This is a genomic window from Allobosea sp. NPDC003192 (assembly GCF_050275675.1).
Classification (GTDB): Bacteria; Pseudomonadota; Alphaproteobacteria; order Rhizobiales; family Beijerinckiaceae; genus Allobosea.
Genome location: NZ_JBNNPK010000009.1, coordinates 50,397 through 76,393 on the forward strand (window position 1 = coordinate 50,397; position 25,997 = coordinate 76,393).

Genomic DNA, 25,997 nt, shown 5'->3' on the forward strand with positions numbered 1-25,997 from the left:
TCCAATGTCCGGCCTGATCGGATCTTTCCTGAAGGATGTGCGCGGAGTGACCGCCATGACCTTCGGCTTGACCCTGCCGGCGATTGCTCTGGCAGTCGGCGGAGGCATCGACCTTAGCCGCGCTGCAGCGCGGCATCAGCGCATGGCGAGTGCGATAGAACTCGCTTGCCAGCAGGCGGTACAGGAAATCCGGTATCAGTCGATGCAGTCCGGCGCCGATCCGAAGAAGGATTACAGCCCTGTTGTCAAAGATCTCGCGGTCAAAAAGATCGCGAGCGATAATCTGACCGAGACAACCACAGGCGCGGCCATCGCAGGCGAGATCGTCACGATCACTGCTGCTGGCTATAGTCAGAATATCTTCGCGGGGATCGTCGGCTACAGCCAGGTCTCGCTGAATGTCACTCGAGATTGCACTAAACTTGCCGTTCTCGTGCCAGAAAATAAGGTTCTGTTTACAGAATCGTTCGAGAGTTACCATAATGTAGCTTCGAATAGCTGGAGCGTATTGAACAATTGGAACGGTTGGACGACGCAAAGCGGTAAGGGTGGCATCGAGATCAACGGCATTCGAGAGCTCGCGGCCAATACGATCCGCTTCGGAAATTTCTTCGCAGAGCTAGATTCGCACTGCTACACGTCAGGATGCAAGACAAATTCTAATATGTGGCGCGAGTTCAAGGATCTCGCGCCGGGCAATTACGAGTTGAATTACTGGTATATCGCGCGAGAGCGCAACTCCGCCTATGCGGGCCAGACTCTGTGCGCCTACAAGACAGATACAAAGGCGGTATGGGACAAGCTCAAGGCGGCAACCTGGCAAGAGCAGACGAATCGTATCGAGGTCTTCATCCAGCGCAAGAAGTCGAGCGGGTATGATGCCGTCACAGTCGACAAGAACGACCATGCCGACCTGGTCGATGTCTGCGTGCATACCGACAAGTGGACCGAGCGCAAGATCTCGCTGACGGTCGCGACGAAGGGTACCTATCGCATCTACTTCCAGGCAGCTGGTCGCGAAGATACCTATGGCGGCCTGCTTGACTATATCCGCTTCTGCAGCGGCAAGTGCCCGTGACCGGGAGTCCGAGATGAAGCTGCTCCCTCCCTGGCGAAGCGCGGTTCGGCATGGCGATCGGCCTGCTGCTGTCGGCACGAATGGCTTGGTGTCAGTCTCGGGTCACTTCCGGCGGATGCTGCGTCGGAGAGCCCGTGCATTCAGGAATGACAATGCCGGCGCGACCGCTGTCGAGTTCGGGCTCATCGGCCTGCTGTTCCTGACGGTGCTGATGGCGATCCTCCAGTTTGCGCTGTTGTTCCTGTCGCAGCTGAATCTGGAAAATGCCCTCGCAGATGCTGCAACCGGCAATACGGCCGCGACCTACGCCAACAACCGAACTGTGGTCTCGGAGCGAATTTGCGATCGACTGCTGCTGATGGACAGCTGCGCGACCAAGCTTCTGCTCGAGATGCAGCCGTTGAAAAACTATGCGCCGGGCCAGGCGGTTGCCGGGACGGTCTTTACTGCCGGCGGCGCAGGAGAGATGACGCTGATCCGTGCGCGTGCGCCGGTCATCACGATTGTTCCCGGATTGCCGCAATTGTGGGTCCGGGGCCAAGCGCTATTCATGAGGCCGGCATGAGCGACAATCGCTGCAGGGGCGCTGAAGTCGGTACAGGCGACGAGCCGGATTTCGATCTGCCAAGCCGGGAAGCACGCCGGTCGCGCGGTTGGCGCGGTGTCTGGTCGCGGTGCTTTTCGATCAGCGGCCGCGAAATGGGGTCGCGTGGTCTGGTTCGGGATCAGCGTGGCGTTGCGGCTGTCGAGTTCGGCCTGATCGTCGTCATCATGTTCGTGATGATGGCCGGAGCCGTCGATCTTTCGCTGCGGATCATTTTCCAGCGCGATCTCAAGCGCTTCACCACTTCGGCAGCGCTGGCCCTGGCCAACTGCAAGGACGGAGGAGGCGGTTGTGCCGGCACCGCAATCCAGGAGATCAGCGGTCGTATGGCACTCCTGCTCCCCGGGATCGCGACGACGGAGTTGCGCTTGGGGACCTTCTCTCTCGTGAATGGCAAAATCGTTTGGGGGCCGGGTTTGACGAACGTTTTTCAGGGAACGGAGGAGGCTCAAGCCAAGGCGATGCTGTCGAATGAAGGTGACAGTGGTGTCCTTGTTTCAGTCAAGGCAACTCACGACCCGATTTTCCCCAGTTTTGCTGCAAAGTGGGGCTTGGTCAGTCAGCAATTCTATGAATACACGATGCAGCTGAGCTACCGTAAGGTTTGATCGACTCCTGCGCCCCAACCTATTCCGCCGCGACCTTGAAGCTCTGCAGGTTGTCCAGGCTCTGGATGATGTGCTCGGCGAGCGCGTTCGAGAGGATCGACGGGTCGTGGCGGGTCCGTAGCAGGCCGATCTTGCAGGAGGGCAGGGTCGAGAAGCCCTCCGCCGGCCCCAGGATGCGCATGCCGGGCCGGACCGCGCTTTCCGGCAGCACCGAGACGGCGAGCCCTGCCACCACCGCCGCGCCGACCGCGGTCGAGTTCCAGCTCGCATAGAGCACGCGGAAACGCCGGCCCTTGCTCTCCAGCGCCTCGACGGCCGCCTGGCGCCAGTTGCAGGTCGGCCGTCCCAGCGCCAGCGGCAACGGGTCCTCCTCATGCACGCAATGCCGGGCCGAGGTCACCCAGAGCAGCGGCTCGATCCGGATGATCTCGCCCTGGCCGCGACCCTCGACATGGGTGATGATCGCAAGGTCGATGTCGCCCGAGCCGATCCGGTCCGCCAGCATCGGCGTCGGCTCGCAGACCACGGTGACCTCGGTGCGCGGATTGGAGCGGGCAAAGCGCGCCAGGATTTCCGGCAGATAGCGGTCGGCATAATCGTCGGGCACGCCGAGCCGGATCCGGCCCTTGAGATCGGCCTCGGTGAAGCTGGCGACGCATTCGAGGTTCAGCCGTACGATCCGACGGGCATAATCGAGCAGGCGCTCGCCATCCTCGGTCAGCTTGGCATGGCGTCCGTCGCGGCCGAAGAGGGGCCGGCCGACGCGCTCTTCCAGCCGCTTCATCTGCATCGAAACCGCCGATTGCGTCTTGAAGACGATCTCGGCGGCGCGGGTGAAGGAGCCAGTGTCGGCGATGGCGACGAAGGTCTTGAGCTGATCGGCGTCGAGCACATGGGCCATGCCGGCCTCCTCCCAGAGGTTCATCAAGATCGGTTGTGTCAAGCATCATAATCATTCGTTTGGCTGATGACCAGCGCAGAGTTATCGTTTGGTCACTGTCCCGCTCCTGCCGGCCGATGTCGCGATCCGGGTGGAGCATGAACCGTCCAACCCCGAGGAGGCTGTCATGCTGGTCATGACCTTCGTCACGAAGACCTTGTCTGCCGTTTCCGGCGGCGCGGCGCGTGCTGCCGCCCAGTCGGTCACGGGCACGAAAAATCTGGTGCGCGCCATCGTGCACCGCCGCGAAGTGATGCGTCTCAGCGAACTCGACGAGCGCGGGCTGAAGGATATCGGCCTCGTCCGCTCCGACATCGACGGCGCGCTTGCGGTCTCCTGGCTGAGCGACCCGTCGAGTGTTCTGCAGGCCCGCTCGGATCAACAGCAGGCCGTGGCCGCGAGCCGGCGAGAGGTCGGGCTTCGACGGCCTGTGGTGATCCAGGCCGCGGCGCGGCCGGGCGCGAAGGACATCAAGATCGCGTGCAACGCCTGACCCCTTGGCGTGACGCGTCCCTGCGGGCGGCGGCTTCGGCTGCCGCCCTTTTTTGTGCTCGGCAGACGGTCCGGAAGCCATCGTTAACGGCTGAATCCGTAGCGTAACGCTTCATTCAGCAAGTTCGACCACATTTGCGCCGCATTGCGCCGACTCCGGCGCCCCGATCCCTCGCCCCGGGGTTTTCCATGCGACGCTTTCGCTTCCGCCTGCATGATCTCAGGATCAGGACCAAGATCGCCATTCCGATGCTCGTCATGGGAGCGATCGGTGTCGGCTCCGCCGTCTATGGCGCGCTCGAATTCGGCAGGATCGAGAAGACCTATTCGGATCTGGTCTCGCAGCGTGCAGCCGCCATCCTCGACTCGGCGCGCGCCGCCAGCGCCATGGGCGAGATCGTCGGCAATCTCTACCAGGCGATCGCCTATCCCGAATTCATGAAGCAGAACGCGACCAGCATCGAGGAGGTGAAGACCGCCTATACGGCCTCGCTCCAGGCGCTGGTCGAAGCCAAGATCAGCTTTCCGCAACGGGCCGAGAGCTTCGACGAACTGAGCCGGCGTCTGCAGGCGGCCAAATCCGACATCGACCAGATCATCGCCCAGGCCAGCCGCGACGAGGACCTGCCGGCACTCTCGATCATGTCGCAGCTCGACAAGACGATCAGCGAGATCGCCGGCGCAGCGGCCAAGATCAATGACGAGATCAAGAAGGACACCGAGGCGACCTCGGACGTGCTGGCGGCGGATGCGCACCGCGTCACCATGGTCGCGATCGGCCTCAGTATCGCCGGCACCCTGCTCGGTCTGCTTGGTGGCGCGCTGCTCACCGGCGCCGCCATCACCCGCCCGCTCGAGCGGCTCAAGCTCCGCATGGGCCAGATCGCCAGGGGCGACTATGCCGCCGAGATCGAGGGCCAGGACCGCAAGGACGAGGTCGGCGAAATGGCCCGCGCCGTCCAAGTGTTCAGGGAGAACGGCCTCGCCGTCCAGCGCCTTGAGAGCGAAACCGAAGCCGGACGCAGCGCTGCCGAGCGCCAACGCCTCGCCGCCGAAGCCGAGCGCACGGATGCAGCCGTGGTGCAGCAGCGCCTCGCGGCGGAGCAGGCGATCGTGGTCAAGGCCTTGGCGGAAGGGTTGACCCGGTTGTCGCAGGGCGATCTCAGCGCCCGCGTCGACGAAGAGGTGGCCGCGGATTATGTGGCGCTGAAGCAGGACTTCAACGCTGCTGTCAGCCATCTGGCGCAGACGATCGCGACCATTCAGGCGACCTCGGTCGATGTCGGCAGCGCTGCGCGCGAGATCAATTCCGGCGCGACCGATCTGTCGAAGCGCACCGAGGAGCAGGCTTCTTCGCTGGAAGAGACGGCCGCCACCACCGAGCAGCTCGCCGCCTCGGTCAAGGCGTCTGCCCAGGCTTCGCGGCAGGCGGTGCAGCTTGCCAACGAGGCGACGGATGTCGCGGTGAATGGCGGGGCGGTCGCTGGCCAGGCGGTCGACGCCATGGCGCGGATCGAGCAAACCTCGCGCAAGATCTCCGACATCACCTCGGTGATCGACGAGATCGCCTTCCAGACCAATCTGCTGGCGCTGAATGCCGCTGTGGAAGCGGCTCGCGCCGGCGATGCCGGCAAGGGCTTTGCCGTCGTCGCCTCCGAGGTCAGGACGCTGGCGCAGCGCTCGGCCGACGCCGCCAAGGACATCAAGACGCTGATCGGCGAGTCGGGCGCGGAGGTCGAGCAGGGCGTCGGGCTGGTGCGGGCCGCCGGCGAGGCGCTGAGCCGGATCGTCGAGGCTTCCAGGAAGGTCTCGGCCACGGTTTCGGATATCTCGGCGGCCGCGGCCGAGCAGGCGAACGGCATCGACGAGATGAGCCAGACCGTCGCCCATATGGACGAGATGACCCAGCAGAATGCCGCGCTGGCCGAGGAGAGCGCTGCGTCCGCGACTTCGCTGAGCGGCCAGATCGGGCGGCTCAACCAGCTGGTCGCCAGCTTCCGCACCGGCGGCGATGCCGTGGCGTTGGCAGACACCTCGGTCGCCGACGAGGTTTACGAATGGGATGAACGCCGCCGGGCTTGAGCATGAACGGCATCACCGAATTTGATGACGGCCACCTTTCGGTGGCCGTTTGCGTATGGGCTCAGCCCTTGCGCTGGCCGCCGCCGAGCATGGTCTCGAAGATCGAGCGCAGCGCATCCTGCTGGCTCGACTGGACCTGGCGGCCATGCTCGAACATCTGGTTGAGCGCATCGAGTCCGATCGAGCCCGGGCTGGCCTCACCCGATGACGGCGAGGCCTCCTCCGGCTCGGGTTGAGGAGCGGGGCGGCGCGATTTCGGCGCGGGCTGCGGACTGCTCTGCGGCGCCTGTCCCTGCGCACCGCCGAACATGCCGCCGAGAATCTGGCCGAAGATCGCGCCCATGTCGGTCGGCATGCCGGGCATCCCGCCGCCAAAGGGGCCGCTGCCCTGGCCCTGGCCCGCTGGCGGCCTTTGTCCGCCGAACATGCCGCCGAGGATCTGCTCCCAGGGGTTGGCGGTGTTGTTCGCTTGCTGGGTTTGAGGCTGCATGCCCGGCATCTGGCCGCGCATCATCTCGGCGAACTGGCCGAGAATGCCGCCGAGCCCTTGGTTGTTCACCGATTTGAACAGTCCGCCCATCAGGATCGAGGCGATCACCGGCAGCATCTGCTTGAGGATCGCCATGCCGACACCGCTCGTCGCTGCGGCTTGAGCCGCGACGGCGTTGGCGACCTCCTTCGAGCCGAAGAGCTGGGTCATCACGTCCTGCCCGAGCGGCATCGCCCGGTCCGGAATGCCGTCGCCGTCGCTGTCGTACATCTGGCCGAAGGGCGTCGCCGTCATCATCTGGGCGAGGTTGCCGAAGGCGTAGGGGTTCTGGGTCTGGCGCTGCAAACCCATCGTGAAGGCCGGCAGCAGCGCGTCGAGCGCCGCCTGAGTCTGCTGCATCGAGAGACCGTATTGGCGCGCCAGGTTCTGCATGGCCTGGCCGTTCTGGGCCGACTGCATCATCTCGAACAGGTTCATCATGGCGCGCTCTCCCCTTAGAAGCATGGAGACGGATTCACCGGCCAGGCTGTTCGAGCCCGGTCGGATCCGGTTCCTGCGGGACCAGCCCGCCAACTCACGACATCGACGATAGCAGCAGGTCGCCGTCAGGCAAGCGACTGCTTGGCAGCGGCCTGCGCCGCGTTTTCCAGCCTGCTGATGCCGCGATAGGCGGTGACGAGCGCGGCGATGCCGAACAGCACCGCCCCCAGCGCCGCGCCGGCGAGAGCGCCCTTGGGGCCGGCATATTGCGCGCCCAGCCAGGCGAGCGGCACCGTGCCGAGCGTGGCGCGGCCCCAGCTGAACAGGGTCGAGTAGAACGGCATGCCGAGATTGTTGAAGGCGGCGTTGGCGACGAAGAGCGCGCCGACGAAGAGCCACATTGGCCCGGCGATCAGGCAGAAGAAGGCGACGAGCTCGGCGGTCTCGCCGCCGGTCCCGAACAGCGCGGCGATCTGATGGCGCAGCAGTGCCAGCAGTAGCCCGGCGACGGCGACGTAGGCCGCGGCGAAGCCGACGGAATCGGTCAACGCCCGGCGCATGCGGTCATAGCGCTGCGCGCCCCAATTCTGCGCCAGGATCGGCCCCACGGCCCCCGAGAGCGCAAACAGTACGCCGAAAGCGACCGGTACCAGCCGGTCGATGATCGCGCTGGCCGCGATCACCTGGTCGCCGAAGCGGGCGATGATGCCGAAGAAGCAGGCATTGGCGATCGGATTGGCGAGATTGGTGAGGATCGCCGGCGCCGCGATCGCGAAGGTCGGCCTGACGTCGCGGCGGAGCGCGGCAAAGCTCGGGCGCGCGATCATCTTGTGCACGCGCAGCGCGCCCTGGAAGCCGACGGCGAGGAAGACGATGCGCGAGAACACGGTCGCCCAGGCGGCGCCGTCCGGGCCGAGCCCGAGCCCGAAGATCAGCAGCGGGTCGAGCCCGGCCGTGACGATGCCGCCGGCCAGGGTGACATACATCGCCCGCTTGGCGTCGCCGACCGCGCGCAGGACGCCGGAGAGGCCCATGCCGAGCGCCATCAGTGCATTCGAGGGCAGGGTGATCCAGAGGAAGGAGGTCGCGACGGCCAGCGACTCGCCATGCGCGCCGAGCTTCGGCAGCAGCCAGGGCAGCAGCGGCAGCATGATCACGCTCAGGAGCAGGCCGCAGATGGTCGTCGCGGCAAGGGTCGAACCGGCGATGCGGCGCGCGCCTTCGCGGTCGCCGGCGCCGAGCGCCCGCGCCGTCAGCGCGGTCACGGCGATCATCAGCCCGACATTGAAGGAGACCATCAGGTAGAGCACGATCGTGGCATAGCCGACGCCGGCCGTCGCCTCGGGCCGGCCGAGGCGCGAGACATAGAGCAGCGACAGGAAGTCGACGACGAAGATCGCTATCAGGCCGACCGAGGCGGTGCCGGTCATCACCGCGACATGGCGCAGCGTCGAGCCGCTGACGAAGACGGCCTGTTGCGGCTTTTGCGGTGCGTTCACTCGGCCGGCTCCCCGACTCCGCCGACCGCGACCTCGGCGCCGCCATCCTCGATGACCTCCTGGGTCTCCTTGGTGAGCGCCTTCGACTTGCCTTTCGGGGCGACGATAGGCTCGGGCGTGACGCGCGGCACCTTGTCGAGGCCGGCGGCGATGCCCTCGCTGAACTGAATCTCCATGCGCTGCGCGTCGCGATCGCGCACATGCTCGATCACGAAGCTCGCTTCCTCATAGCTGAGACCAAGCGCCTCCAGAGTCACCCGGCCGAAGCCGAGCGCCGATTCGAAGGTCTCGCGCATCTGGTAGTCGACATCGGCGCGCATCAGGTCCATCGCATGGACGCGGTCATAGGCACGGGCGTGGATGCGTGCGGCCGGGAATTCCACCTTGGCCATCTCGACGATGCGCAGCGCCGCCTGCCGATCGTCGATGCAGACGCAGATGACCTTGGCCTTGCCGGCGCCGGCGGCGCGCAGCACATCGAGCCGCGTGCCGTCGCCATAGTAGATCTTGAAGCCGAACTTCGCGGCCGAGCGGATCCGTTCGATGTCGGAATCGATGATGGTGACATCGAGATGCTGCAGCAGCAGCGCCTGCGTCACCACCTGGCCGAAGCGGCCGAAGCCGATCACCAGCACCGAGGGCGTCACGCCGTCGAAGGTCTCCTCGATCTCCTCCGTCGGCGGCGCGTGGGCCGCGAGCCAGATGTCGATCAGCTTGGCGGCGACCGGGCCGATCAGCATGCTGAGCGCGGCGATCGCCATCGCGAGCGCGCCCTGCTTTTCGTCGAGCAGGTTGAGCGATGCGGCGAGCGGCAGCAGCACGAAGGCGAACTCGCCGGCCGGCGAGAGCAGGGCGCCGGCGCGGATCGCCTCGCTCGTCGAGGAGCAGGAGGCGCGCAGGATCGCCGCCGCCGCGGCGATCTTGAACAACACCAGGAGCGGGGCCGCCAGCGCCAGCAGCAGTGCGTTCTCTGCGACCAGCTTGAGGTCGATCGACATGCCGACCGCCATGAAGAACAGGCCGAGCAGCACGCCGCGGAACGGCTCGATATCGGCTTCGAGTTCGTGCCGGAAATGCGAATCCGCCAGCAGCACGCCGGCGAGGAAGGCGCCCATCGCCATGGAGAGGCCGACCTTCTCCATCAGCAGCGCCGCGCCGAGCACGACCAGCAGCGCGGCGGCCGTCATCACCTCCTTGGCGCCGGCCTTGGCCAGCAGGCGGAAGAAGGGGTTGAGCGCATAGCGGCCGGCGAGCACGACGGCGGCGATGGCGAGCAGGGCAAGCCCTAGGCCCGTCAGCGCCTTGGCGGAGCCGCCGCCATGGGCCGCCTCGGTCGTCGCCAGCAGCGGCAGCAGGGCCAGCATCGGCGCGATCGAGATGTCCTGGAACAGCAGGATCGAGAAGCAGCGCCTGCCATAGGGCTCGGCGCCGTCGCCGCGCTCCTCGAGCAATTGCAGCGCGATCGAGGTGGCGGAGAGGGCGAGCGCCAATCCGACGGCCAATGCTCCAGCGGGGCTGAGCCCGAGCTTCCAGGCGACGGCGCCGATCGCTGCCGCACTCAGCAGCATCTGCGCGAAGCCGGCGCCGAGGATGTCCTTGCGCATCGAGTAGAGCCGTTCCGGCTGCAATTCGAGCCCGACAAGGAAGAGCAGCAGCACGACGCCGATCTCGGCGGTGCTGCGCACCGTGTCCGGGTCCTTGATCACGGCGAGCGCCGAAGGTCCGATCACGATGCCAGCGGCGAGGTAGCCGAGCACCGCCGACAGGCCGAAGCGGCGGAACAGCGGCACCGCGATCACCGCGCCGGCGCAGAAGGTCAGGATCGGCGGCAGATAGCTGGCATGCGAAGCGGCATCGGCCATGCAGGAACTCGTGCTGAAGCGAAGATGGGCCGCGCGGAGGCGATGGCCGGTGACGTGTAATGTAGGGCCTGCCGCCGCATCCTGCGAGAGGCGCTTTGCGTCGTCGGCCATGCGCTTGCGGCGTCGGGCTTTCTTGACATCGAAGCCGCCAGACCGAAAGAAGGCGCGACCGTCTCGGAACCAGCGCCCCAGTGACCGCCAAGCCGCCGCTCGACATCCTGCTCTGCGCCCCGCGCGGCTTCTGCGCCGGCGTGGTCAGGGCGATCGACGCCGTCGAGAAGGCGCTCGCCCTCCATGGCGCGCCGGTCTATGTGCGACACGAGATCGTGCACAACAAATACGTGGTCGAGTCCCTGAAGCGGAAGGGAGCTGTCTTCGTCGCCGAGCTGTCCGAGGTGCCCGATGCGACGCGGCCGGTGATCTTCTCTGCCCATGGTGTGCCGAAATCCGTGCCCGCCGAGGCGCAGTCGCGCCAGTTCTTCGCCATCGACGCGACCTGCCCGCTGGTCACCAAGGTCCATCGCGAGGCCGAGGTTCATCACAAGCGCGGCCGGCACATCCTCCTGGTCGGCCATGCCGGCCATCCCGAGGTGATCGGCACGATGGGACAGCTGCCGGACGGCGCGATCACGCTGATCGAGACGCGCGAGGATGTGGCACGGCTGACCCCGCCCGAGGGCAGGGAGCTCGCCTATGTCACGCAGACCACGCTCTCGGTCGACGATACCCGCGAGATCGTGCAGGCCCTGCAGGTCCGCTTTCCGGCGCTGATCGCTCCGCACAAAGAGGACATTTGCTACGCCACCACCAACCGGCAGGAGGCGGTCAAGCGCGTCGCGCCGCTGGTCGACGGGCTGATCGTGGTGGGCTCGCCCAATTCCTCGAACTCGCAGCGGCTGCGCGAGGTCGCCGAGCGCGCCGGCTGCCCGGTCTCCCGCCTCGTCCTGCGCACCGACGAGATCGACTGGTCGCTCTTCGGCGCGATCCGCCGTCTCGGCATCACCGCCGGAGCCAGCGCGCCCGAGGTGTTGGTCGAGGAGATCATCGACGCTTTTGCCGAGCGCTACGAGGTCACGGTCGAGACGGTCTCGACTGCCGATGAGAGCGTCTTCTTCCCGCTGCCGCGCGAGCTGCGCGAGCCGACCCCGACCGCAGCCGAGTGAGCTTCAGAGTTTAGCGTGGCCGTTTACACCGAAGTACCTGATGAGGAGATGGCTGCCTTCGTGGCCGGCTACGGCATCGGCGACCTGCTCTCCGTGAAGGGCATCGCCGAGGGCGTCTCGAACTCCAACTTCCTGCTCCACACCAGCAAGGCCTTCTACATCCTGACGCTGTACGAGGAGCGGGTCGATCTTGCTGACCTGCCCTTCTTCATCGGCCTGATGGAGCATCTGGCGGCGCGCGGGCTGATCTGCCCGCAGCCGGTCAAGGCGCTGAACGGCTCGGCTGTCGGCCGCCTCGCCGGGCGGCCCGCCGCGATCGTGACCTTCCTCGACGGGCTTTCGGTCAGGCGCCCGAACGTGACGCATTGCGCCGAGCTCGGTCGCGGCCTGGCGCTGCTGCATCAGGCCGGCGCCGATTTTCCGATGGAGCGGGCCAATTCCCTCTCGGTGCCCGACTGGCGGCCGCTGGCCGAGCGGGCCGGGGCCGCCGCCGACACCGTCTCGCCTGGCCTCGCCAACCGCGTCATGGCCGAGATCGAGGCCCATGAACGGTCATGGCCGCAAGGGTTGCCGCGCGGCGTGATCCACGCCGATCTCTTCCCGAACAATGTCTTCTTCATCAAGGACAGGCTGTCGGGGCTGATCGACTTCTATTTCGCCTGTACCGACGCCTTCGCCTACGATCTCGCCATCTGCCTGAATTCCTGGTGTTTCGAGGCCGACGCCTCGTTCAACCTGACCAAGGGCCAGGCGATGCTGGCGGGCTACGAGAGCGTGCGCCGGCTCGATGACGCCGAGGTTGGCGCGCTGCCGGCGCTCTGCCGCGGCTCGGCACTGCGCTTCCTGCTGACGAGGCTGGTCGACTGGCTGAACGTGCCGCCGGGTGCGCTGGTCAAGCCGCTCGATCCGCTCGAATACGACCGCAAGCTCGCTTTCCACCAGCGGGTGAGCGATGCGCGCGAGTATGGGCTGCGGCGATGAGCGATCCCGTCGAGATCTGGACCGACGGCGCCTGCTCGGGCAATCCCGGCCCGGGTGGCTGGGGCGCGATCCTCAGCTACAAGGGCAAGGAGCGCGAGCTTTCCGGCGGCGAGGCGCTGACCACCAACAATCGCATGGAGCTGATGGGGGCGATCTCCGCGCTGGAGACGCTGACCCGGCCCTGCACCGTCGCGCTCCATACCGACAGCCAGTATCTGCGCCAGGGCATCACCAGCTGGATCCATGGCTGGAAGAAGAATGGCTGGAAGACGGCGGACCGAAAGCCGGTCAAGAACGAGGAGCTCTGGAAGCGCCTCGATGCTGCCCTCAAGCAGCACAAGATCGAGTGGAAATGGGTCAAGGGTCATGCCGGCGACGAGATGAACGAGCGCGCCGACGCGCTGGCGCGCGCCGGCATGGCGCCGTTCAAGCCGGGGCGGTGAGGGGCCGGGGACGGCAGCTGAGGGGCGGAAGCGGACATTCCGCTTGACGGTGATTATGGGCCGCGACAGTGTCCCGGAGCATGTTCAGGAACCGGACCATTTGCGATCGACGCCGACGCCGCTTCACCCAAGCGGCGGCTTCTTGGCTGCGCGTCGATCAGCGTCCTTCCGCGTGGTGACCGCTTCATTGTAGGTCCCACTCGCCGGAACGGCCCCGGCCCGCATTCCTGATCCCCCGCAGCCCTCGGCTCCGGGGGTTTTCTTTTGCCCGAACCCCAAAAAAGGACATCACCATGAACATTCGCGTAGGCATTGTCGGCATCAGCGGTTTTGGCGGCGGCGAGGCGCTGCGCCTGATCGCGAGCCACCCGTTATTCGATCTGGTCTACGCCGCCGGCGAGAGCAGCGCTGGCAGCCGTCTGGTCGACCGTTTCCCCGGTGTGCCGGCCAGGCTGGCGGGCCTGGTGATCGAGAAATGGGACCCTGCGACCCTGCCGAAGCTCGACGTGCTGTTCGCGTCACTGCCGACGGGTGCCTCGGCCGAGGTGCTGGCGCGCGTCCCCAGGGATGTGAAGATCGTCGATATCGGCGGCGATCACCGCTATGTCGACGGTTGGGCCTATGGCCTGGCCGATATCTGGCCAGCTCAGATCGAGGGCCAGACCCGCGTCGCCAATCCCGGCTGCTTCCCGGCCGCGACGCTGACCGCGCTCGCGCCGCTGCTGGCCGACAAGCTGATCGAGCCCGGCGATATCGTGATCGACGTCAAGACCGGCATCTCCGGCGCCGGCCGGGGCGGCGACAGCAAGTTCGGCTACGCCGAGAGCAACGAGAACCTGGTGCCCTACGGCCTGCTCAAGCACACCCACATGCCCGAGATTGCCAGGACGATCGAGCGGCTGAGTGGCGGCAGCGCGGCCGGGCTGGTGTTCACGCCACATCTGGTGCCGATGACCCGCGGCATCCTCGCAACCATCTACTGCCGCGGCCGCGCCACCACGGACCAATGCCTGGATTCAGCCCGGCGCTTCTACGCCGGGCGCTCCTTCGTCCGCGCGACCGACAAGCCGCCGCAGACCAAATGGGCGACCGGCTCGAACCTCGCTTTCGTCAGCTATGCAGCCGACCCGGAGCGCAATCTGGTGATCGCGATGGGCGTGGTCGACAATCTCGGCAAGGGAGCAGCCGGCCAGGCCGTGCAGAATGCGAACCTGATCTGCGGCCTGCCGGAAACGGCGGGGCTGGACGGCGCACCTGTCTGGCCATGATGAAGGCGGGCTTCCAGGCAGCCGTTCGCTCCGCTTCGTGGGTCCACAGCGGAGCGACGGCAGACCGGTCCGTCGGCACGACAAGCTCTGGCACCCGGCGCTACGAAGGCGCGCACGCCGGAGCGCCAACCCTCACCGCCAGCCCAGCCCCGGCGCGACGTGTTTCAGGATCGCCTCGATGACATGGGCGTTGTAGTCGACGCCAAGCTGGTTCGGCACCGTCAGCAGCAGCGTGTCGGCTTCGGCGATCGCCTCGTCCCGTTTCAGCTCCTCGATCAGCTTGTCGGGCTCGGCCGCATAGCTGCGCCCGAAAATGGCGCGCGTGCTGTCGTCGATGTAGCCGATCGAATCGTCGCTCTGATTGCCGCGGCCGAAATAGGCGCGGTCGCGCTCGTCGACCAGGGCGAAGATGCTGCGGCTGACCGAGACGCGCGGCTCGCGCTGATGGCCTGCCTCCTTCCAGGCCTGCCTGAACAGCTGGATCTGCTTGGCCTGCTGGATGTGAAAGGGCTCGCCGCTCTCGTCGGTCTTCAGCGTCGAGCTCTGCAGGTTCATGCCGCGCTCCGCCGCCCAGACGGCAGTGGCGTCGGAGGAGGCGCCCCACCAGATGCGCTCGCGCAACCCTTCCGAATGCGGCTCCAACCGCAGCAGGCCGGGCGGGTTGGGAAACATCGGGCGCGGATTGGGCTGCGCGAAGCCTTCGCCGCGCAGCACGTCGAGGAAGACTTCGGCATGGCGGCGCGCCATGTCGGCATCGCTCTGCCCTTCCGCGGGCTGGTAGCCGAAGTGGCGCCAGCCATCGATGACCTGCTCGGGTGAGCCGCGGCTGATGCCGAGCTGCAGGCGCCCGCCGGAGATGAGATCGGCCGACCCCGCATCCTCGGCCATGTAGAGCGGGTTCTCATAGCGCATGTCGATGACGGCGGTGCCGATCTCGATGCGCTTGGTCCTGGCGCCGACCGCCGCCAGAAGCGGAAAGGGCGAGGCGAGCTGGCGGGCGAAGTGGTGCACCCGGAAATAGGCGCCGTCCGCGCCCAGTTCCTCGGCCGCGACGGCAAGATCGATCGACTGCAGCAGCGTATCACCAGCCGAGCGGGTCTGGGATTGTGGCGAGGGAGTCCAGTGCCCGAAGGACAGGAAGCCGATTGTCTTCATTGCGTGATGCTCGTGAGCGATCGAGGAGCGGACTTCTCCGCCAAAGGAGAACGCCCGGGCGGCCGGAGCCGCCGGGCGTGCGTGCCTGTCATATAGGCGTGATCCGCGGCCTCGCCTTGGCGTTCATGCACGCACACCAATGTGTCGATGCAATCTCGGTGGCGGCAGCGCATCGGCCCGCATCCGGCGAGCGCGCCGTGTCCGGCTCAGCCCCGCTCTTCGGCATCGGTCTCCCGTTCGAGCTTGTTTCGCAGGACGACCATGACGCGGTGCGCGGCCTCTAGGTCAGCCTCTGAAAGCCCTTCTGCCAGAATATCCGCCTTTGGATTGTAACTTGCCACGGCAGCGGCGTAGGCCTGCTGCCCCTTCTCAGTGAGCAGGACAAGCTGGGCACGTCGGTGATGCGGGTTCGGCGCGAATACGACCAGCCCTTCCTTGTGCAGGTCGTTTACGATGCGCTGCACGTTCTGGCGATTGGCGCCGAGGTCGCGGGCGAGCCACGACACTGGCTGTGGCCTCTCGGCGAAGACGATCGCGCCGAGGATTTGCCAGCGCGCGCTGGTCAGGCCGAATGGGGCCACGAGCTTGTCGCCCCAGCTCAGCGTCAGGTTGTTCACCCGGAACAATATCAGGATGAGGCCGGTCAGGGCGTCCCGGGTGGAGAAGTCGCGTGCCTCGCTCATAGGCATCATGAAAACGATTTGACATCATAATGTCAAATGACATAGGGGATGCGAAACCAAATTGACACTATGATGTCATATAGGAGTGATGGAACCATGATCAGGATCATCCATCCCGTCGCGGGCGCGGTCGCGCTGCTCACGGTCACGACGTTCTGGCTCTCGACAGTCCTGGCCGAATTGTTCGCTTCCGAAGCGACCCTGGTCGCGGTCAAGACGGCTATTCCATGGGGCTTTCTCCTCCTCGTGCCGATGCTGGCTGCGGCAGGAGGGTCGGGATTCGTCTTGGCAAAGGGACGGCGCGCCGGGCTGGTCGGAGCCAAGACCAGGCGCATGCCGATTATTGCGGCGAACGGAATCCTGATTCTCATCCCGGCGGCGCTGTTCCTTGCGGACAAGGCTCACCATGCCGAGTTCGACAGCATTTTCCATGTAGTTCAGGCGCTGGAGCTGATCGCCGGGGCGGTCAACATCACGCTTCTTGGGCTGAATATGCGCGATGGTCTGAAGATGAAGGGGCGGCTGAGATGCCGCCCGGAGACCGGGCCAAGGCAAGCCTTTATCGCCACGGCATCGAGGGCATCGAGCGGACGCAACTCTCACCGTCGCTGAATACGCTCAGCCAGCGGAACGAAAGCGAAGGTCACGGCAATTCCCAGCCAACCTGTCGGCGGGCTTACGCCGATCCGTGCGCGAGGGAATGAACAGCCGCTCACATCCCGCGAAATCGGTTCGATGTGGCGGATTTGCTGCTGATTCCCCGACCGACCAGTGGGTCGGTCATGGTCGGGGACGGGGCGAGCAGCCGGTCAGCCCAGTGGCTGCCGGTAGACGATGAAGCCCGATTTCTGCGCGACCTTGTCGTAGAGCTCCTGCGCCTGCAGATTGCTCTCATGCGTCTGCCAGTAGACGCGGAAGCAGCCCTTCGTCTCCGCCATCTGCCGGACCTGCTCGATCAGCTTGCGACCGACGCCATGGCCGCGCGCCTCCTCGCTGGTGAAGAGATCCTGCAGGTAGCAGATTTCCTTCGGGCTCCAGGTCGTGCGGTGCAGCACATAGTTGACGATGCCGAGAGCCTTGCCGTCGCGCTCGGCGATGAAGCCGCCCATCGGTTCCTGGCCGCCCGTCAGGCGCGAGAAGGTGGTGTCCGTCGTCTCCGGCGTCAGCGAGGCCTTGTAGAAGGTGAGATAGCCCTGCCAGAGCGGCTCCCAGGCGGCGCGATCATCGGCCGTAAGCCGGCGGATGGCGATCTCTGACATGGTCGGCGTCTCCTCGATGTTTTCGCGAGGCTAACGAGCGCCTGTCGCGCTGTCTCATGACAAGCGCAGATCGGATCGATCGGATTTGGTGCTGGAAAACCAAAGCCCGCGCCAAGGTGGCGCGGGCTCAGAACGACTGGGGTTGATGTCGAGGCTCAGAGCTGGTTCAGCATCGTCTCGGCGCCGGAGAGGTCGGCCTTGCCCGGCGCGTCCTCGACGTTGAGCGCGGTGACGACGCCGTCCTCGACGACCATCGAATAGCGCTGCGAGCGGGTGCCGAGGCCAAAGCCCGAGCCGTCCATCGACAGGCCGATCTCCTTGGCGAAGTCGGCATTGCCGTCGGAGAGGAAGGTGATGACGCCGGCCCCGCCGGTCGCCTTCGACCAGGCGTCCATCACGAAGACGTCGTTGACGCCGGTGACGAAGATCTCCTCGACGCCCTTGGCCTTGATCTCGGCCGCCTTGTTCACATAGCCGGGCAGATGGTTCTTGTGGCAGGTCGGCGTGAATGCGCCCGGCACGGCGAAGAGCACGATCTTGCGGCCCTTGAACAGCTCGTCCGAGGTCTTGGCCGCCGGCCCGTCGGCCGTCATCACGCGAAACGTCGCCTGCGGAAGCTTGTCACCGACCTTGATCGCCATAGGGGGTTCTCCTGCTCGCGGCGGTGCGCCGCTTCGAGGGCAGGGTTACGGCTTCGCGGTGCCGATGTCGAGTTCGAGCCTCGTCTCGACCGCCTGCGGTTTTCCGCGCACGGTGATGATCAGGGGGGTCGGCCCCGTCGCGCCCTTGGGGCGCTCGACGATCTTGAGCTTGGCGATCACCGTGCCGTCCGGCTGTGGCGTCAGCATTGGCCGGCCGAAGGACCACATGCCGGCTCCCTCGACGAAGACGTCGTCGACCGAGCCGCTCTCGGGCGCTTTCAGCGACAGCTTCACCGCGGCGTCGCTATGCGTGACCTCCAGGATCGACAAGCGGTCGCCGGTCGACCCAAGCTTGACCGCGTGCGGAATCCGCGCCTCGAATTGCTCCAGCCGCGGCGAGGTCACCGAGGTGACGCCGGGCTCGAGCCAGAGGCGGGCCTCACCTTTGGCGGGAACGCAGATCTTGTCGCAGACCGCATAGTCGAGCTTCAGCACCACGGTGACCGGCCGAGCGGGATCGATCGGCTGGACCGAGACCGGCACCACCACTTCGCCGACATAGCCGATGCCGGAGCCGGCGCCGTCCTCGAAGCGCTCAGGGGTCGGCCAGCGCACGTCGAGGCCGCCGACATTCTCCGAGCCGCTCCAGTCGAAGACCGGCGGCACACCGGCATCGCCGGGGCTGCGCCAATAGGTCTTGAAGCCCTGCGACATCGTGATCTCGACGCCGACGCGCTGCTTGCCCGACGGGGCGGTGGCGCCGGCGATCAGGCGCATCGACGAGTAGGCGGCCTTCGACCATGGCGAAACCGCGGCCTCCTGGGCGGAGGCCGGTGCGCCGAGCGCCAGCGCGGCGAAGAGGGGGAGGGCCGTGATCGTTTTCACGTGGTCTGATTTAGGCGATCCAGCCGAGTTTTGCGAGGACGATGCCGGTGCTGTGATCCGCACGAGCATCGCCAGCTTTGCGCCAGCATTGCGGCGGAGGCTGGGCCGGCGTTCCAGGCAGCGTTCGGTCCATCTCCGAAGGTGGGGATCGAACCTCGAGCCAAAATGGTTCCCACATCGGCCCATCATGCTCTAGCATGGCGGCATGAATCTCGGGTCGAACCAGCGCATCAGCGGCCGCAGCTATCTCGACGGGCAGTGCCTGATCGCCATGCCGGGCATGAGCGATCAGCGCTTCGCCCGCAGCGTCGTCTATCTCTGCGCCCATTCCGAGGACGGCGCGATGGGGATCATCGTCAACAAGCCAGCCGCCGACACGCATTTTCCGGAATTGCTGGTCCAGCTCGACGTGATACCGCCCGACCAGGCGATCCGCTTGCCGAGCCAGGCCGAGAAGATGAAGGTGCTGCGCGGCGGGCCGGTCGAGACCAAGCGCGGCTTTGTCCTGCACAGCGCCGATTTCTTCCTGGAATCGGCGACGCTACCGATCGATGACGGCATCTGCCTGACCGCGACGCTTGACATCCTGCGCGCCATCGCCGTCGGCACCGGGCCGGAGAATGCGGTTCTGGCGCTCGGCTATGCCGGTTGGGGTGCGGGGCAGCTCGAATCCGAGATCCAGTCCAATGGCTGGCTGCATTGCGCCGCGGACCAGGCGCTGCTCTTCGACGACGCGCTCGACACCAAATATGCCCGCGCGCTCAACAAGCTCGGCATCGACCAGGCTTTCCTCTCGAAGGATGCCGGGCACGCCTGATGAAGAGCGCGGGGAACCCTTCTCCCGTGTGGGAGAAGGGCAGGGATGAGGGCCCGCCCTACCCACAGAAGGCACAGCAGCCCCGTCGCATTCCAATGATCAGCGGCGGTCCCTCACCCCTGCCCCTCTCCCATCCGGGAGAGGGGTTCCCCGCGGATGTTCGCTCCGCCCGAGAATGACGCGGCGCTCTACGCCGCCTCGAAGGACGAGCTCGACGCTCCGACCAGCCGCCGTGCCTCCGCCGCCGTCATCGGCTGGCCGAAGGTGTAGCCCTGCGCATACTGGCAGCCGAGCTGGTAGAGCTCGATCGCATCCGACTCGGTCTCGGCGCCCTCGGCGACCACGTCCATCTGGAGGTCGGCGGCGAGCTGGACGATCGAGCGCAGGATCACCGGCGGCTTGCCGTTGCCCATCTGGCGCACGAAGCTCTGGTCGATCTTGATCGTGTCGAAGGGGAAACGCTGCAGATAGGACAGCGAGGAATAGCCCGTGCCGAAATCGTCGAGCGACAGCCCGGCGCCAAGATCGCGGATGCGGCTGAGCATCTGCGCCGCATATTCCGGGTTCTCCATCACCAGGCTTTCGGTGATTTCGAGCTTGAGCGTGCCCGGTAGCACGCGCCGGCGCGCCAGCACGGCCTTCACGTCGCGCAGCAGGTCGTGGCGCAGGAGCTGGCGGCTCGAGACGTTGACGCTGGCGAAGATCGGCGGCTCGACTTCGAGCGCGGCCTGCCAGGCGGCGAGCTCGCGAGCGGTGCGGTCCATCACATAGACGCCGAGGTCGACGATCAGCCCGGTTTCCTCGGCGATCGAGATGAAGTCCTGCGGCAGCAGCCGGCCTTCGCGCGGATGATCCCAGCGCATCAGGGCCTCGAAGCCGGCGATGGTCCGGTCCTCCAGCCTGACGATCGGCTGGTACATCACCTGGATCTCGCCGCGCTCGATCGCCCGGCGCAGGTCGCTTTCGAGCGCGAGGCGGTCGTTTCGGTCGCTACGCATCGCCGGAACGAAGACCTCGACGAGGTTGCCGCCCTGGTTCTTGGCATGCGCCATGGCGAGTTCGGCGTTCTTCAGCGCATCGTCCTTGCGCGCCGTCGGCGTGCCGTCGAAGAGCGCGAGGCCGATCGACGGCGTCAGCACGATCTCGCGCTCGGCGAAGGTGATCGGCGTCGAGACGGCGCGGCGGATCAGTTCGGCCAGTGCCAGGATTCGCTCGGGATCGCTCTCCGAGACGATGATCATCGCAAAGATGTCGCCGCCGATGCGGGCCAGCGTGTCCTGCGTCCGGAGCAGGCGGCCGAGCCGGCGCGCCAGCGTCAGCAGGATCGAATCGCCGGCCGAGAAGCCAACCGATTCGTTGACCTGCTTGAAGCGGTCGATGTCGATGACGATCACGGTCGGGCGGATGGCGTCGTCGGCGCGACTGAAGCCGAAGACTGCGGTGAGCCGGTCCTGGAACAATTCGCGATTGGGCAGGCCGGTCAGGTTGTCGTGCACGGCGTCGTGCAGCATGCGTTCCTGCGCGGTGCGCTGCTCGGTGACGTCGCCGAGCGTGCCGATCACGCGGATGACCTCGCCGTCCGAGCCGATTACCGGGCGGGCCTTGAGGCTGAACCAGTGATAGGCGCCATTGGCGGCGCGCAGGCGGAAGTCGAGCTGCAGCTTGCCGCGGCGTTGCTCGATCACCGCGTCGAGCGAGACGCGATAGCGGTCGCGGTCGGCGATGTGCATGTGCTCGAGCCAGCGCGCGGCCGAGCCTTCGAGCGCGCCCTTGCTGAGGCCGAGCAGGATCTCGGCCTGCGGCGAGACGAAGATCTTGTCGGCGGAGACGTCCCAGTCGAAGACGAGATCGCCCGAGCCGGAGAGGGCGAGCGCCCGCCGCTCGGTGTCGGAAACCAGCCCCTGCGCGAGCGCGCCGCCGGCGAAGGCGTGCTGCACCACGGTGAAGCCGATCAGCAGCACGATCAGCACGAGACCGCCGATCAGCGACGGCGGCACGAGATCGCGGGTGACCTGGCCGATCACGGTGAAGCCGGCCGCCGTCACCCAGACTAGCAGCAGGAACCAGGTCGGGATCAGCATCACCGCTCGCTCATAGCCATGGGTGGCGAGATGCAGGATCAGGACGAAGCCAATCGTCGCGACGGCGGCGATCGAGATTCGGGCGATGCCGGCCGCCATCGGCGCATCGAACACCGCAAGGCCGACAAGTCCGGCGAGACCGAGGATCCAGATGAAGGTGATATGGCTGTAGCGCACGTGCCAGCGCGACAGGTTGAGATAGGCGAAGAGGAAGACCAGCAGCGTAGCCGCCAGCACGACCTCGGCGCCGGCGCGGTATATTCGCTCGATCGCCGGGGTCAGCGGGAAGATGCGCTGGAAGAAGCCGAAGTCCAGGCCGGCATAGGCCAGGACCGCCCAGGCCAAGGCCGCCGCGGCCGGGAAGATCACCGCGCCCTTGACCACGAAGATGATGGTCAGGAACAGCGCCAGCAGGCCGGCGATGCCGATGATGATGCCCTTGTAGAGCGTCAGCCCGTTAGTCTTCTGGCGATAGGCCTCTGGCTCGAACAGATAGAGCTGCGGCAGGTTCGGCGATTTCAGCTCGGCAACGAAGGTGACGGTGGTGCCGGGGTCGAGCGTGATCTGGAAGATGTCGGCGTCGGGCGCTTCCTCGCGCTCGGGCCGCAGTCCCTGGCTCGCGGTGACCGCCTCGATGCGGCGGTCACCGAGATCGGGCCAGACGACGCCGGAGCCGATCAGGCGATGGAACGGCGCGACCAGCAACCGGTCGATCTGCTCGTCGGAATCATTGGTCAGCGCGAAGACGATCCAGTCCGGTCGCGCCCCCGATTCGCGCGCCCTGACGGCGATGCGCCTGACGATGCCGTCGGCGCCCGGTGCGGTTGAGATTTGGATGACGTCGCCATCGGATTTGTTGCGCTCGACCACATCGGTAAGGTCGAGCACCGGCACGTCGAGCGGCACGCGCTGCGCCTCGACCGCCAGCGCCGGCCGCAGCAGCGAGAGCAGCACCAGCATCAGGAGGCCGAAAACGGCGATGCCGGACCGGAGGAAGCGGAGCGTCGATGACAAGATGGACTCTGCGGGGAACTCTTCAGGCGTGGTGGTCAGTGGTATCGGCGGGACGTGGCGAGGGCAAGGCAACCTGTTCACAGCTTGCGATCGGTTTCGGCGGGACGACGCAGCTCCGAGGCCAGGATGCCATAGAGCAGATGGTCAGCCCAGACGCCGTTGATGCGCAGATAGCCGCGCGCCTCGCCCTCGTGCTTGAAGCCGACGCGCTCCAGCAGCCGGCGCGAGGGCTCATTGTGCGGCAGGCAGGCGGCTTCGACGCGGTGCAAGGCGAGTTCGGAGAAGGCGAAATCGAGCGCACCGCGCACCGCCTCGGTCATGTGGCCCTTGCCGGCATGGCGCTGGCCCATCCAGTAGCCGAGCGTGCAGGCCTGGGCGACGCCGCGCCTGACGAGACCGAGGGTAAGCCCGCCGAGCAGGGCCTCCGAGCGGCTGTCGAGGACGAACAGGGAATAGGCCTCGTCGGTCGCGATCTCGCGGGCGGCGCGCTTGACCCGCAGCCGGAACGAGGCTCGGCTCAGGTCGTCCTCGGTCCAGACCGGCTCCCAGGGGGTGAGGAAGTCCCGGCTCTCCATCCGCAGGCTCACCCAGGCCGAATAGTCGCCAGCGAGCGGGGCGCGCAGGACCAGGTTCTGTGTCCTGATCAGGGGCCGCGCCGGCGGGTCGGTGGCGAAGCGGAAGAGGGCCATTGGAGTCAGGCTGCTCGCGCCAGCATGGCGCGCAAGGCGGTTGCCGGGACGAGGTCGTCGAGCGGGCCGACGGCCGCGACCGTGACCACGCCATCGAGCAGGGCCTGACCGGCTGCGCGCACATCGGCGAGGCTGACCGCATCGAGCCGGCGTGCCAGCTCCTCTCGCGGGATCGCCCGGCCGAAGACCAGCACCTGTCTTGCCATCTGCTCGAGCTTGCCGCCGGGGCTTTCCAGCGAGGCCAGCAGGCCGACCTTCATCTGCGCCCGGGCGCGGGCGACTTCGACCTCGCTGACGTCGCGGGCCGCCTGGCTCAGGCAATCGAGCGCGACCTCGACGAGTTCGCCGACATCCTCCGGTGCGGTGCCGGCGCTGATGCCGAACACGCCGCAATCGGAGAAGGGCCAGTGGAAGGCGTCGATCGCATAGGCGAGGCCCCGGCGCTCGCGCACCTCCTGGAACAGCCGCGAGGACAAGCCCCCGCCAAGCACCGCCGAGAAGATCTGCAGCGGGTAGTGCGCGCCGTTGGTGAAGGGCTTGCCGGGGAAGCCGAGGACGATGTGGACCTGTTCCTCGTCGCCGTCGATACGGGCTTCGCCGCCATGGTAGCTCGCCTGCGCGCGCGCCTCGGGAGTAGCGCTGGGCTGCGCCGGCAGGTCAGCGAGCGCCCGCTCCGCTAGGGCGACGAGCTCGTCGTGGTCGACCGCGCCGGCGGCAGCCAGCACCATGTTGCCGGCATGGTAGTGCCGGCCGAGATAGGCGCGGATCGCCTCGGGCGTGAAGCTCTTCACCGTTTCTGCCGTGCCGAGGATCGGCCGGCCGAGCGGCTGCTCCGGGAAGGCCGCCTGCAGGAAACGGTCATAGACGAGATCGTCAGGCGTATCCTGGACGGCGCCGATCTCCTGCAGGATTACGCCCTTCTCGCGCGCCAGCTCCTCTTCGGTGAGCGAGGGCTGGGTCAGGATGTCGGCGAGGATGTCGACTGCCAGCGGCAGATCCGTGCCGAGCACGCGGGCGGTGTAGCAGGTGTACTCGACCGAGGTCGCGGCGTTGAGGTCGCCACCGACGCTTTCGATTTCCTCGGCGATCTGGAGGGCCGAGCGTCGCGCCGTGCCCTTGAAGGCCATATGCTCGAGCAGATGGGCGAGGCCGTGCTCATGGGGCAGCTCGTCGCGCGCGCCGGCACCGATCCAGATGCCGAGCGAGACGGTGGAGGCATGGGCCATGCGCTCGGAGACGATGCGCAGGCCGGACGGCAGCGTCGTCAGGCTGACGGCCGGGTCGTGCCCGGTTGCCTCCTCCTGCTTGGCGGCCAGGGGCTTCTCGGTCTTGGCCTTGAGGGTCTTCGCCGCCGTCATGCCGCGGCACTCCTGACCGCCCGAGCCCGCTCGGCGATGAAGCGTTCGAGCTTGCTTTGGTCGTTCGGCAGCAGGCTGAAGCGCTCCTTGCGCTCCATCAGATCGGAAAGATGCGCGGGGAGGGCGGGCGTGACGCCGCTCGCAGCGGCGACGGCGGCGGGGAACTTGGCGGGATGGGCGGTGCCGAGCGCGACCACAGGCGTCGCCCGATCGTTCGCCAGCAGCTTGCGCGCGGCGGCGACGCCGATCGCGCTGTGCGGATCGAGCAGATAGCCGGCCTCGCGCCAGACCGTGCCAATCTCCTTGGCGATCGAAGCCTCGTCCTGCGAAACCGCGTCGAAATCGGCGCGGATGCGGGCGAGCGGCTCGGCCGCGATCTCGAAGCGGCCGGACTGCGCCAGCGATTGCATCAGGCGGCGCACGGCGGCGCCGTCGCGGCCATGCGCCTCGAACAGCAGCCGCTCGAAATTCGAGGAGATCTGGATGTCCATCGAGGGCGAGGTCGTCGCCGCGACGCCGCGCATCTCGTAGACGCCGGTCTCGAGCGTGCGTGCCAGGATGTCGTTGCTGTTGGTGCCGACCATCAGGCGGCCGATCGGCAGGCCCATCTGCTTGGCGATCCAGCCGGCGAGGATGTCGCCGAAATTGCCGGTCGGCACCGCAAAGGAGACCGGCCGGTGCGGGGCGCCGAGCGCGACGGCAGCGGTGAAGTAGTAGACGACCTGCGCCGCGATGCGGGCCCAGTTGATCGAGTTGACGCCGGAAAGGCGCAGTTCGTCACGGAAGGCATGGTGGTTGAACAGCGCCTTCACCAGGTTCTGGCAGTCGTCGAAAGTGCCTTCGACCGCGATGGCGTGGACATTGTCCGCCTCCACCGTGGTCATCTGCCGGCGCTGCACGTCTGAGACGCGGCCATGCGGATAGAGGATGAAGACGTCGACGCGCTCCAGCCCCTTGAAGGCGTCGATCGCGGCGCCGCCGGTATCGCCGGAGGTCGCGCCGACAATGGTGGCGCGCTCGCCCCGCTGCGCCAGGACATGGTCCATCAGCCTCCCGAGCAACTGCATCGCCACGTCCTTGAAGGCGAGCGTCGGTCCGTGGAAGAGTTCGAGCGAGAACAGGTTGTCGCCGAGCTGGACGAGCGGGCAGACGGCCGGATGGCGGAAGGTGCCATAGGCCTCGCCGATCATGGCCTTCAGCGCATCAGCGGTGATGTCGCCATCGGCCAGCGCACCGACGACGCGCTCGGCGACATCGGCATAGGGTTTGCCGGCGAAGCTCGCGATCTCCTGCGCACTGAAGCGCGGCAGGGCTTGCGGCAGATAGAGGCCGCCGTCACGGGCAAGTCCGGCGAGCAGCGCGTCGGCAAAGGAGAGCGACGGCGCTTCGCCGCGGGTCGAAATATGCAGCACGGTGATGATCTCT

24 protein-coding genes are annotated in these 25,997 nt (G+C 66.7%); 11 read left to right on the plus strand and 13 right to left on the minus strand.

All coding sequences use genetic code 11. The features are described 5' to 3' along the window. The first annotated feature begins 4 nt into the window (after positions 1 to 4). From ACQKLX_RS14035 to ACQKLX_RS14045, 3 genes are read left to right on the plus strand one after another with little or no spacing between them, the layout of a single operon-like run. Positions 5 to 1,078 (plus strand): TadE/TadG family type IV pilus assembly protein, encoded by a 1,074-nt coding sequence (locus ACQKLX_RS14035; RefSeq protein ID WP_427362186.1) that lies wholly within the window; start codon positions 5 to 7, stop codon positions 1,076 to 1,078. A gap of 13 nt (positions 1,079 to 1,091) precedes the next feature. Then, entirely contained in the window at positions 1,092 to 1,643 is a 552-nt protein-coding gene (locus tag ACQKLX_RS14040; protein WP_427362187.1) for a TadE family protein, read from the plus strand. Continuing rightward, positions 1,640 to 2,290: a TadE/TadG family type IV pilus assembly protein gene (locus ACQKLX_RS14045; RefSeq protein WP_427362188.1), complete on the plus strand. Its 651-nt coding sequence runs from the start codon at positions 1,640 to 1,642 to the stop codon at positions 2,288 to 2,290. The genes ACQKLX_RS14040 and ACQKLX_RS14045 overlap by 4 nt, the downstream gene beginning before the upstream one ends. 19 nt (positions 2,291 to 2,309) lie before the next feature. Here the strand turns inward: ACQKLX_RS14045 and ACQKLX_RS14050 are convergent, their stop codons facing one another. Then, a complete protein-coding gene (locus ACQKLX_RS14050; protein ID WP_427362341.1) occupies positions 2,310 to 3,191 on the minus strand; it encodes a LysR substrate-binding domain-containing protein in 882 nt (293 codons plus the stop codon). 166 nt (positions 3,192 to 3,357) lie between these two features. On the opposite strand from ACQKLX_RS14050, the gene ACQKLX_RS14055 reads away from it, so the two are divergent. Together ACQKLX_RS14055 and ACQKLX_RS14060 are read left to right on the plus strand one after the other, a co-directional pair. After that, on the plus strand, positions 3,358 to 3,723 hold the full coding sequence (locus ACQKLX_RS14055) for a DUF1127 domain-containing protein (RefSeq protein WP_427362189.1): 366 nt from the start codon (positions 3,358 to 3,360) through the stop codon (positions 3,721 to 3,723). A 188-nt stretch (positions 3,724 to 3,911) separates the two neighbouring features. Continuing rightward, complete coding sequence (locus tag ACQKLX_RS14060; RefSeq protein WP_427362190.1) at positions 3,912 to 5,804, plus strand: methyl-accepting chemotaxis protein; 1,893 nt, start codon at positions 3,912 to 3,914, stop codon at positions 5,802 to 5,804. A gap of 61 nt (positions 5,805 to 5,865) precedes the next feature. Here ACQKLX_RS14060 and ACQKLX_RS14065 read toward each other — a convergent pair whose 3' ends face one another. The 3 genes from ACQKLX_RS14065 to ACQKLX_RS14075 form a co-directional block, all read right to left on the minus strand. Next, positions 5,866 to 6,774 carry a DUF937 domain-containing protein gene (locus ACQKLX_RS14065; RefSeq protein WP_427362191.1) on the minus strand — a complete coding sequence of 303 codons (909 nt, stop codon included), beginning with the start codon at positions 6,772 to 6,774 and terminating at the stop codon, positions 5,866 to 5,868. A 125-nt stretch (positions 6,775 to 6,899) separates the two neighbouring features. Then, positions 6,900 to 8,273 (minus strand): MATE family efflux transporter, encoded by a 1,374-nt coding sequence (locus ACQKLX_RS14070; protein ID WP_427362192.1) that lies wholly within the window; start codon positions 8,271 to 8,273, stop codon positions 6,900 to 6,902. Continuing rightward, a complete protein-coding gene (locus ACQKLX_RS14075; RefSeq protein ID WP_427362193.1) occupies positions 8,270 to 10,135 on the minus strand; it encodes a monovalent cation:proton antiporter-2 (CPA2) family protein in 1,866 nt (621 codons plus the stop codon). Before ACQKLX_RS14075 ends, ACQKLX_RS14070 begins: the two co-directional genes overlap by 4 nt. A gap of 191 nt (positions 10,136 to 10,326) precedes the next feature. On the opposite strand from ACQKLX_RS14075, the gene ispH reads away from it, so the two are divergent. The 4 genes from ispH (at position 10,327) to argC (ending at position 13,990) form a co-directional block, all read left to right on the plus strand. After that, entirely contained in the window at positions 10,327 to 11,298 is a 972-nt protein-coding gene (gene ispH / locus ACQKLX_RS14080) for a 4-hydroxy-3-methylbut-2-enyl diphosphate reductase (protein ID WP_427362194.1), read from the plus strand. A 15-nt stretch (positions 11,299 to 11,313) separates the two neighbouring features. Further along, a complete protein-coding gene (locus ACQKLX_RS14085) occupies positions 11,314 to 12,279 on the plus strand; it encodes a homoserine kinase (protein WP_427362195.1) in 966 nt (321 codons plus the stop codon). Next, positions 12,276 to 12,722 carry a ribonuclease HI gene (rnhA, locus tag ACQKLX_RS14090; RefSeq protein WP_427362196.1) on the plus strand — a complete coding sequence of 149 codons (447 nt, stop codon included), beginning with the start codon at positions 12,276 to 12,278 and terminating at the stop codon, positions 12,720 to 12,722. The genes ACQKLX_RS14085 and rnhA overlap by 4 nt, the downstream gene beginning before the upstream one ends. Positions 12,723 to 13,015: 293 nt before the next feature. Beyond that, positions 13,016 to 13,990, plus strand: a complete 975-nt coding sequence (gene argC, locus ACQKLX_RS14095) for an N-acetyl-gamma-glutamyl-phosphate reductase (protein ID WP_427362197.1) — start codon at positions 13,016 to 13,018, stop codon at positions 13,988 to 13,990. Between the two features lie 132 nt (positions 13,991 to 14,122). Here argC and ACQKLX_RS14100 read toward each other — a convergent pair whose 3' ends face one another. Beyond that, on the minus strand, positions 14,123 to 15,145 hold the full coding sequence (locus tag ACQKLX_RS14100) for an LLM class flavin-dependent oxidoreductase (protein WP_427362198.1): 1,023 nt from the start codon (positions 15,143 to 15,145) through the stop codon (positions 14,123 to 14,125). Between the two features lie 206 nt (positions 15,146 to 15,351). After that, positions 15,352 to 15,828, minus strand: a complete 477-nt coding sequence (locus tag ACQKLX_RS14105) for a MarR family winged helix-turn-helix transcriptional regulator (protein ID WP_427362199.1) — start codon at positions 15,826 to 15,828, stop codon at positions 15,352 to 15,354. A 96-nt stretch (positions 15,829 to 15,924) separates the two neighbouring features. Here ACQKLX_RS14105 and ACQKLX_RS14110 point away from each other — a divergent pair, with 96 nt between their 5' ends. Then, positions 15,925 to 16,440, plus strand: a complete 516-nt coding sequence (locus ACQKLX_RS14110) for a hypothetical protein (protein ID WP_427362200.1) — start codon at positions 15,925 to 15,927, stop codon at positions 16,438 to 16,440. A 197-nt stretch (positions 16,441 to 16,637) separates the two neighbouring features. Here ACQKLX_RS14110 and ACQKLX_RS14115 read toward each other — a convergent pair whose 3' ends face one another. The 3 genes from ACQKLX_RS14115 to ACQKLX_RS14125 all read right to left on the minus strand — a co-directional run bounded on the left by ACQKLX_RS14115 (position 16,638) and on the right by ACQKLX_RS14125 (position 18,613). Next, a complete protein-coding gene (locus ACQKLX_RS14115; RefSeq protein WP_427362201.1) occupies positions 16,638 to 17,087 on the minus strand; it encodes a GNAT family N-acetyltransferase in 450 nt (149 codons plus the stop codon). Positions 17,088 to 17,242: 155 nt separating this feature from the next. Continuing rightward, entirely contained in the window at positions 17,243 to 17,728 is a 486-nt protein-coding gene (locus ACQKLX_RS14120; protein WP_427362202.1) for a peroxiredoxin, read from the minus strand. A 45-nt stretch (positions 17,729 to 17,773) separates the two neighbouring features. Continuing rightward, a complete protein-coding gene (locus tag ACQKLX_RS14125; RefSeq protein ID WP_427362203.1) occupies positions 17,774 to 18,613 on the minus strand; it encodes a protein-disulfide reductase DsbD domain-containing protein in 840 nt (279 codons plus the stop codon). Between the two features lie 205 nt (positions 18,614 to 18,818). On the opposite strand from ACQKLX_RS14125, the gene ACQKLX_RS14130 reads away from it, so the two are divergent. Continuing rightward, entirely contained in the window at positions 18,819 to 19,430 is a 612-nt protein-coding gene (locus ACQKLX_RS14130) for a YqgE/AlgH family protein (protein ID WP_427362204.1), read from the plus strand. 188 nt (positions 19,431 to 19,618) lie between these two features. Here the strand turns inward: ACQKLX_RS14130 and ACQKLX_RS14135 are convergent, their stop codons facing one another. The 4 genes from ACQKLX_RS14135 to thrC all read right to left on the minus strand — a co-directional run bounded on the left by ACQKLX_RS14135 (position 19,619) and on the right by thrC (position 25,984). Further along, positions 19,619 to 22,471 carry an EAL domain-containing protein gene (locus tag ACQKLX_RS14135; protein WP_427362342.1) on the minus strand — a complete coding sequence of 951 codons (2,853 nt, stop codon included), beginning with the start codon at positions 22,469 to 22,471 and terminating at the stop codon, positions 19,619 to 19,621. Positions 22,472 to 22,602: 131 nt separating this feature from the next. Next, entirely contained in the window at positions 22,603 to 23,214 is a 612-nt protein-coding gene (locus tag ACQKLX_RS14140) for a GNAT family N-acetyltransferase (RefSeq protein WP_427362205.1), read from the minus strand. A gap of 5 nt (positions 23,215 to 23,219) precedes the next feature. Beyond that, complete coding sequence (locus ACQKLX_RS14145) at positions 23,220 to 24,572, minus strand: M16 family metallopeptidase (protein WP_427362206.1); 1,353 nt, start codon at positions 24,570 to 24,572, stop codon at positions 23,220 to 23,222. Then, positions 24,569 to 25,984 (minus strand): threonine synthase, encoded by a 1,416-nt coding sequence (thrC, locus tag ACQKLX_RS14150; protein ID WP_427362207.1) that lies wholly within the window; start codon positions 25,982 to 25,984, stop codon positions 24,569 to 24,571. The genes ACQKLX_RS14145 and thrC overlap by 4 nt, the downstream gene beginning before the upstream one ends. Positions 25,985 to 25,997: the final 13 nt, after the last annotated feature.

Bases quoted from the DNA above. Each gene is read 5' to 3' on its own strand.
- ACQKLX_RS14035 (WP_427362186.1), top strand. From the start codon at position 5: ATGTCCGGCCTGATCGGATCTTTCCTGAAGGATGTGCGCGGAGTGACC.
- ACQKLX_RS14040 (WP_427362187.1), top strand. From the start codon at position 1,092: ATGAAGCTGCTCCCTCCCTGGCGAAGCGCGGTTCGGCATGGCGATCGG.
- ACQKLX_RS14045 (WP_427362188.1), top strand. From the start codon at position 1,640: ATGAGCGACAATCGCTGCAGGGGCGCTGAAGTCGGTACAGGCGACGAG.
- ACQKLX_RS14050 (WP_427362341.1), bottom strand. From the start codon at position 3,191: ATGGCCCATGTGCTCGACGCCGATCAGCTCAAGACCTTCGTCGCCATC.
- ACQKLX_RS14055 (WP_427362189.1), top strand. From the start codon at position 3,358: ATGCTGGTCATGACCTTCGTCACGAAGACCTTGTCTGCCGTTTCCGGC.
- ACQKLX_RS14060 (WP_427362190.1), top strand. From the start codon at position 3,912: ATGCGACGCTTTCGCTTCCGCCTGCATGATCTCAGGATCAGGACCAAG.
- ACQKLX_RS14065 (WP_427362191.1), bottom strand. From the start codon at position 6,774: ATGATGAACCTGTTCGAGATGATGCAGTCGGCCCAGAACGGCCAGGCC.
- ACQKLX_RS14075 (WP_427362193.1), bottom strand. From the start codon at position 10,135: ATGGCCGATGCCGCTTCGCATGCCAGCTATCTGCCGCCGATCCTGACC.
- rnhA (WP_427362196.1), top strand. From the start codon at position 12,276: ATGAGCGATCCCGTCGAGATCTGGACCGACGGCGCCTGCTCGGGCAAT.
- argC (WP_427362197.1), top strand. From the start codon at position 13,016: ATGAACATTCGCGTAGGCATTGTCGGCATCAGCGGTTTTGGCGGCGGC.
- ACQKLX_RS14100 (WP_427362198.1), bottom strand. From the start codon at position 15,145: ATGAAGACAATCGGCTTCCTGTCCTTCGGGCACTGGACTCCCTCGCCA.
- ACQKLX_RS14105 (WP_427362199.1), bottom strand. From the start codon at position 15,828: ATGAGCGAGGCACGCGACTTCTCCACCCGGGACGCCCTGACCGGCCTC.
- ACQKLX_RS14110 (WP_427362200.1), top strand. From the start codon at position 15,925: ATGATCAGGATCATCCATCCCGTCGCGGGCGCGGTCGCGCTGCTCACG.
- ACQKLX_RS14115 (WP_427362201.1), bottom strand. From the start codon at position 17,087: ATGTCAGAGATCGCCATCCGCCGGCTTACGGCCGATGATCGCGCCGCC.
- ACQKLX_RS14120 (WP_427362202.1), bottom strand. From the start codon at position 17,728: ATGGCGATCAAGGTCGGTGACAAGCTTCCGCAGGCGACGTTTCGCGTG.
- ACQKLX_RS14130 (WP_427362204.1), top strand. From the start codon at position 18,819: ATGAATCTCGGGTCGAACCAGCGCATCAGCGGCCGCAGCTATCTCGAC.
- ACQKLX_RS14135 (WP_427362342.1), bottom strand. From the start codon at position 22,471: ATGCTGGTGCTGCTCTCGCTGCTGCGGCCGGCGCTGGCGGTCGAGGCG.
- ACQKLX_RS14140 (WP_427362205.1), bottom strand. From the start codon at position 23,214: ATGGCCCTCTTCCGCTTCGCCACCGACCCGCCGGCGCGGCCCCTGATC.
- ACQKLX_RS14145 (WP_427362206.1), bottom strand. From the start codon at position 24,572: ATGACGGCGGCGAAGACCCTCAAGGCCAAGACCGAGAAGCCCCTGGCC.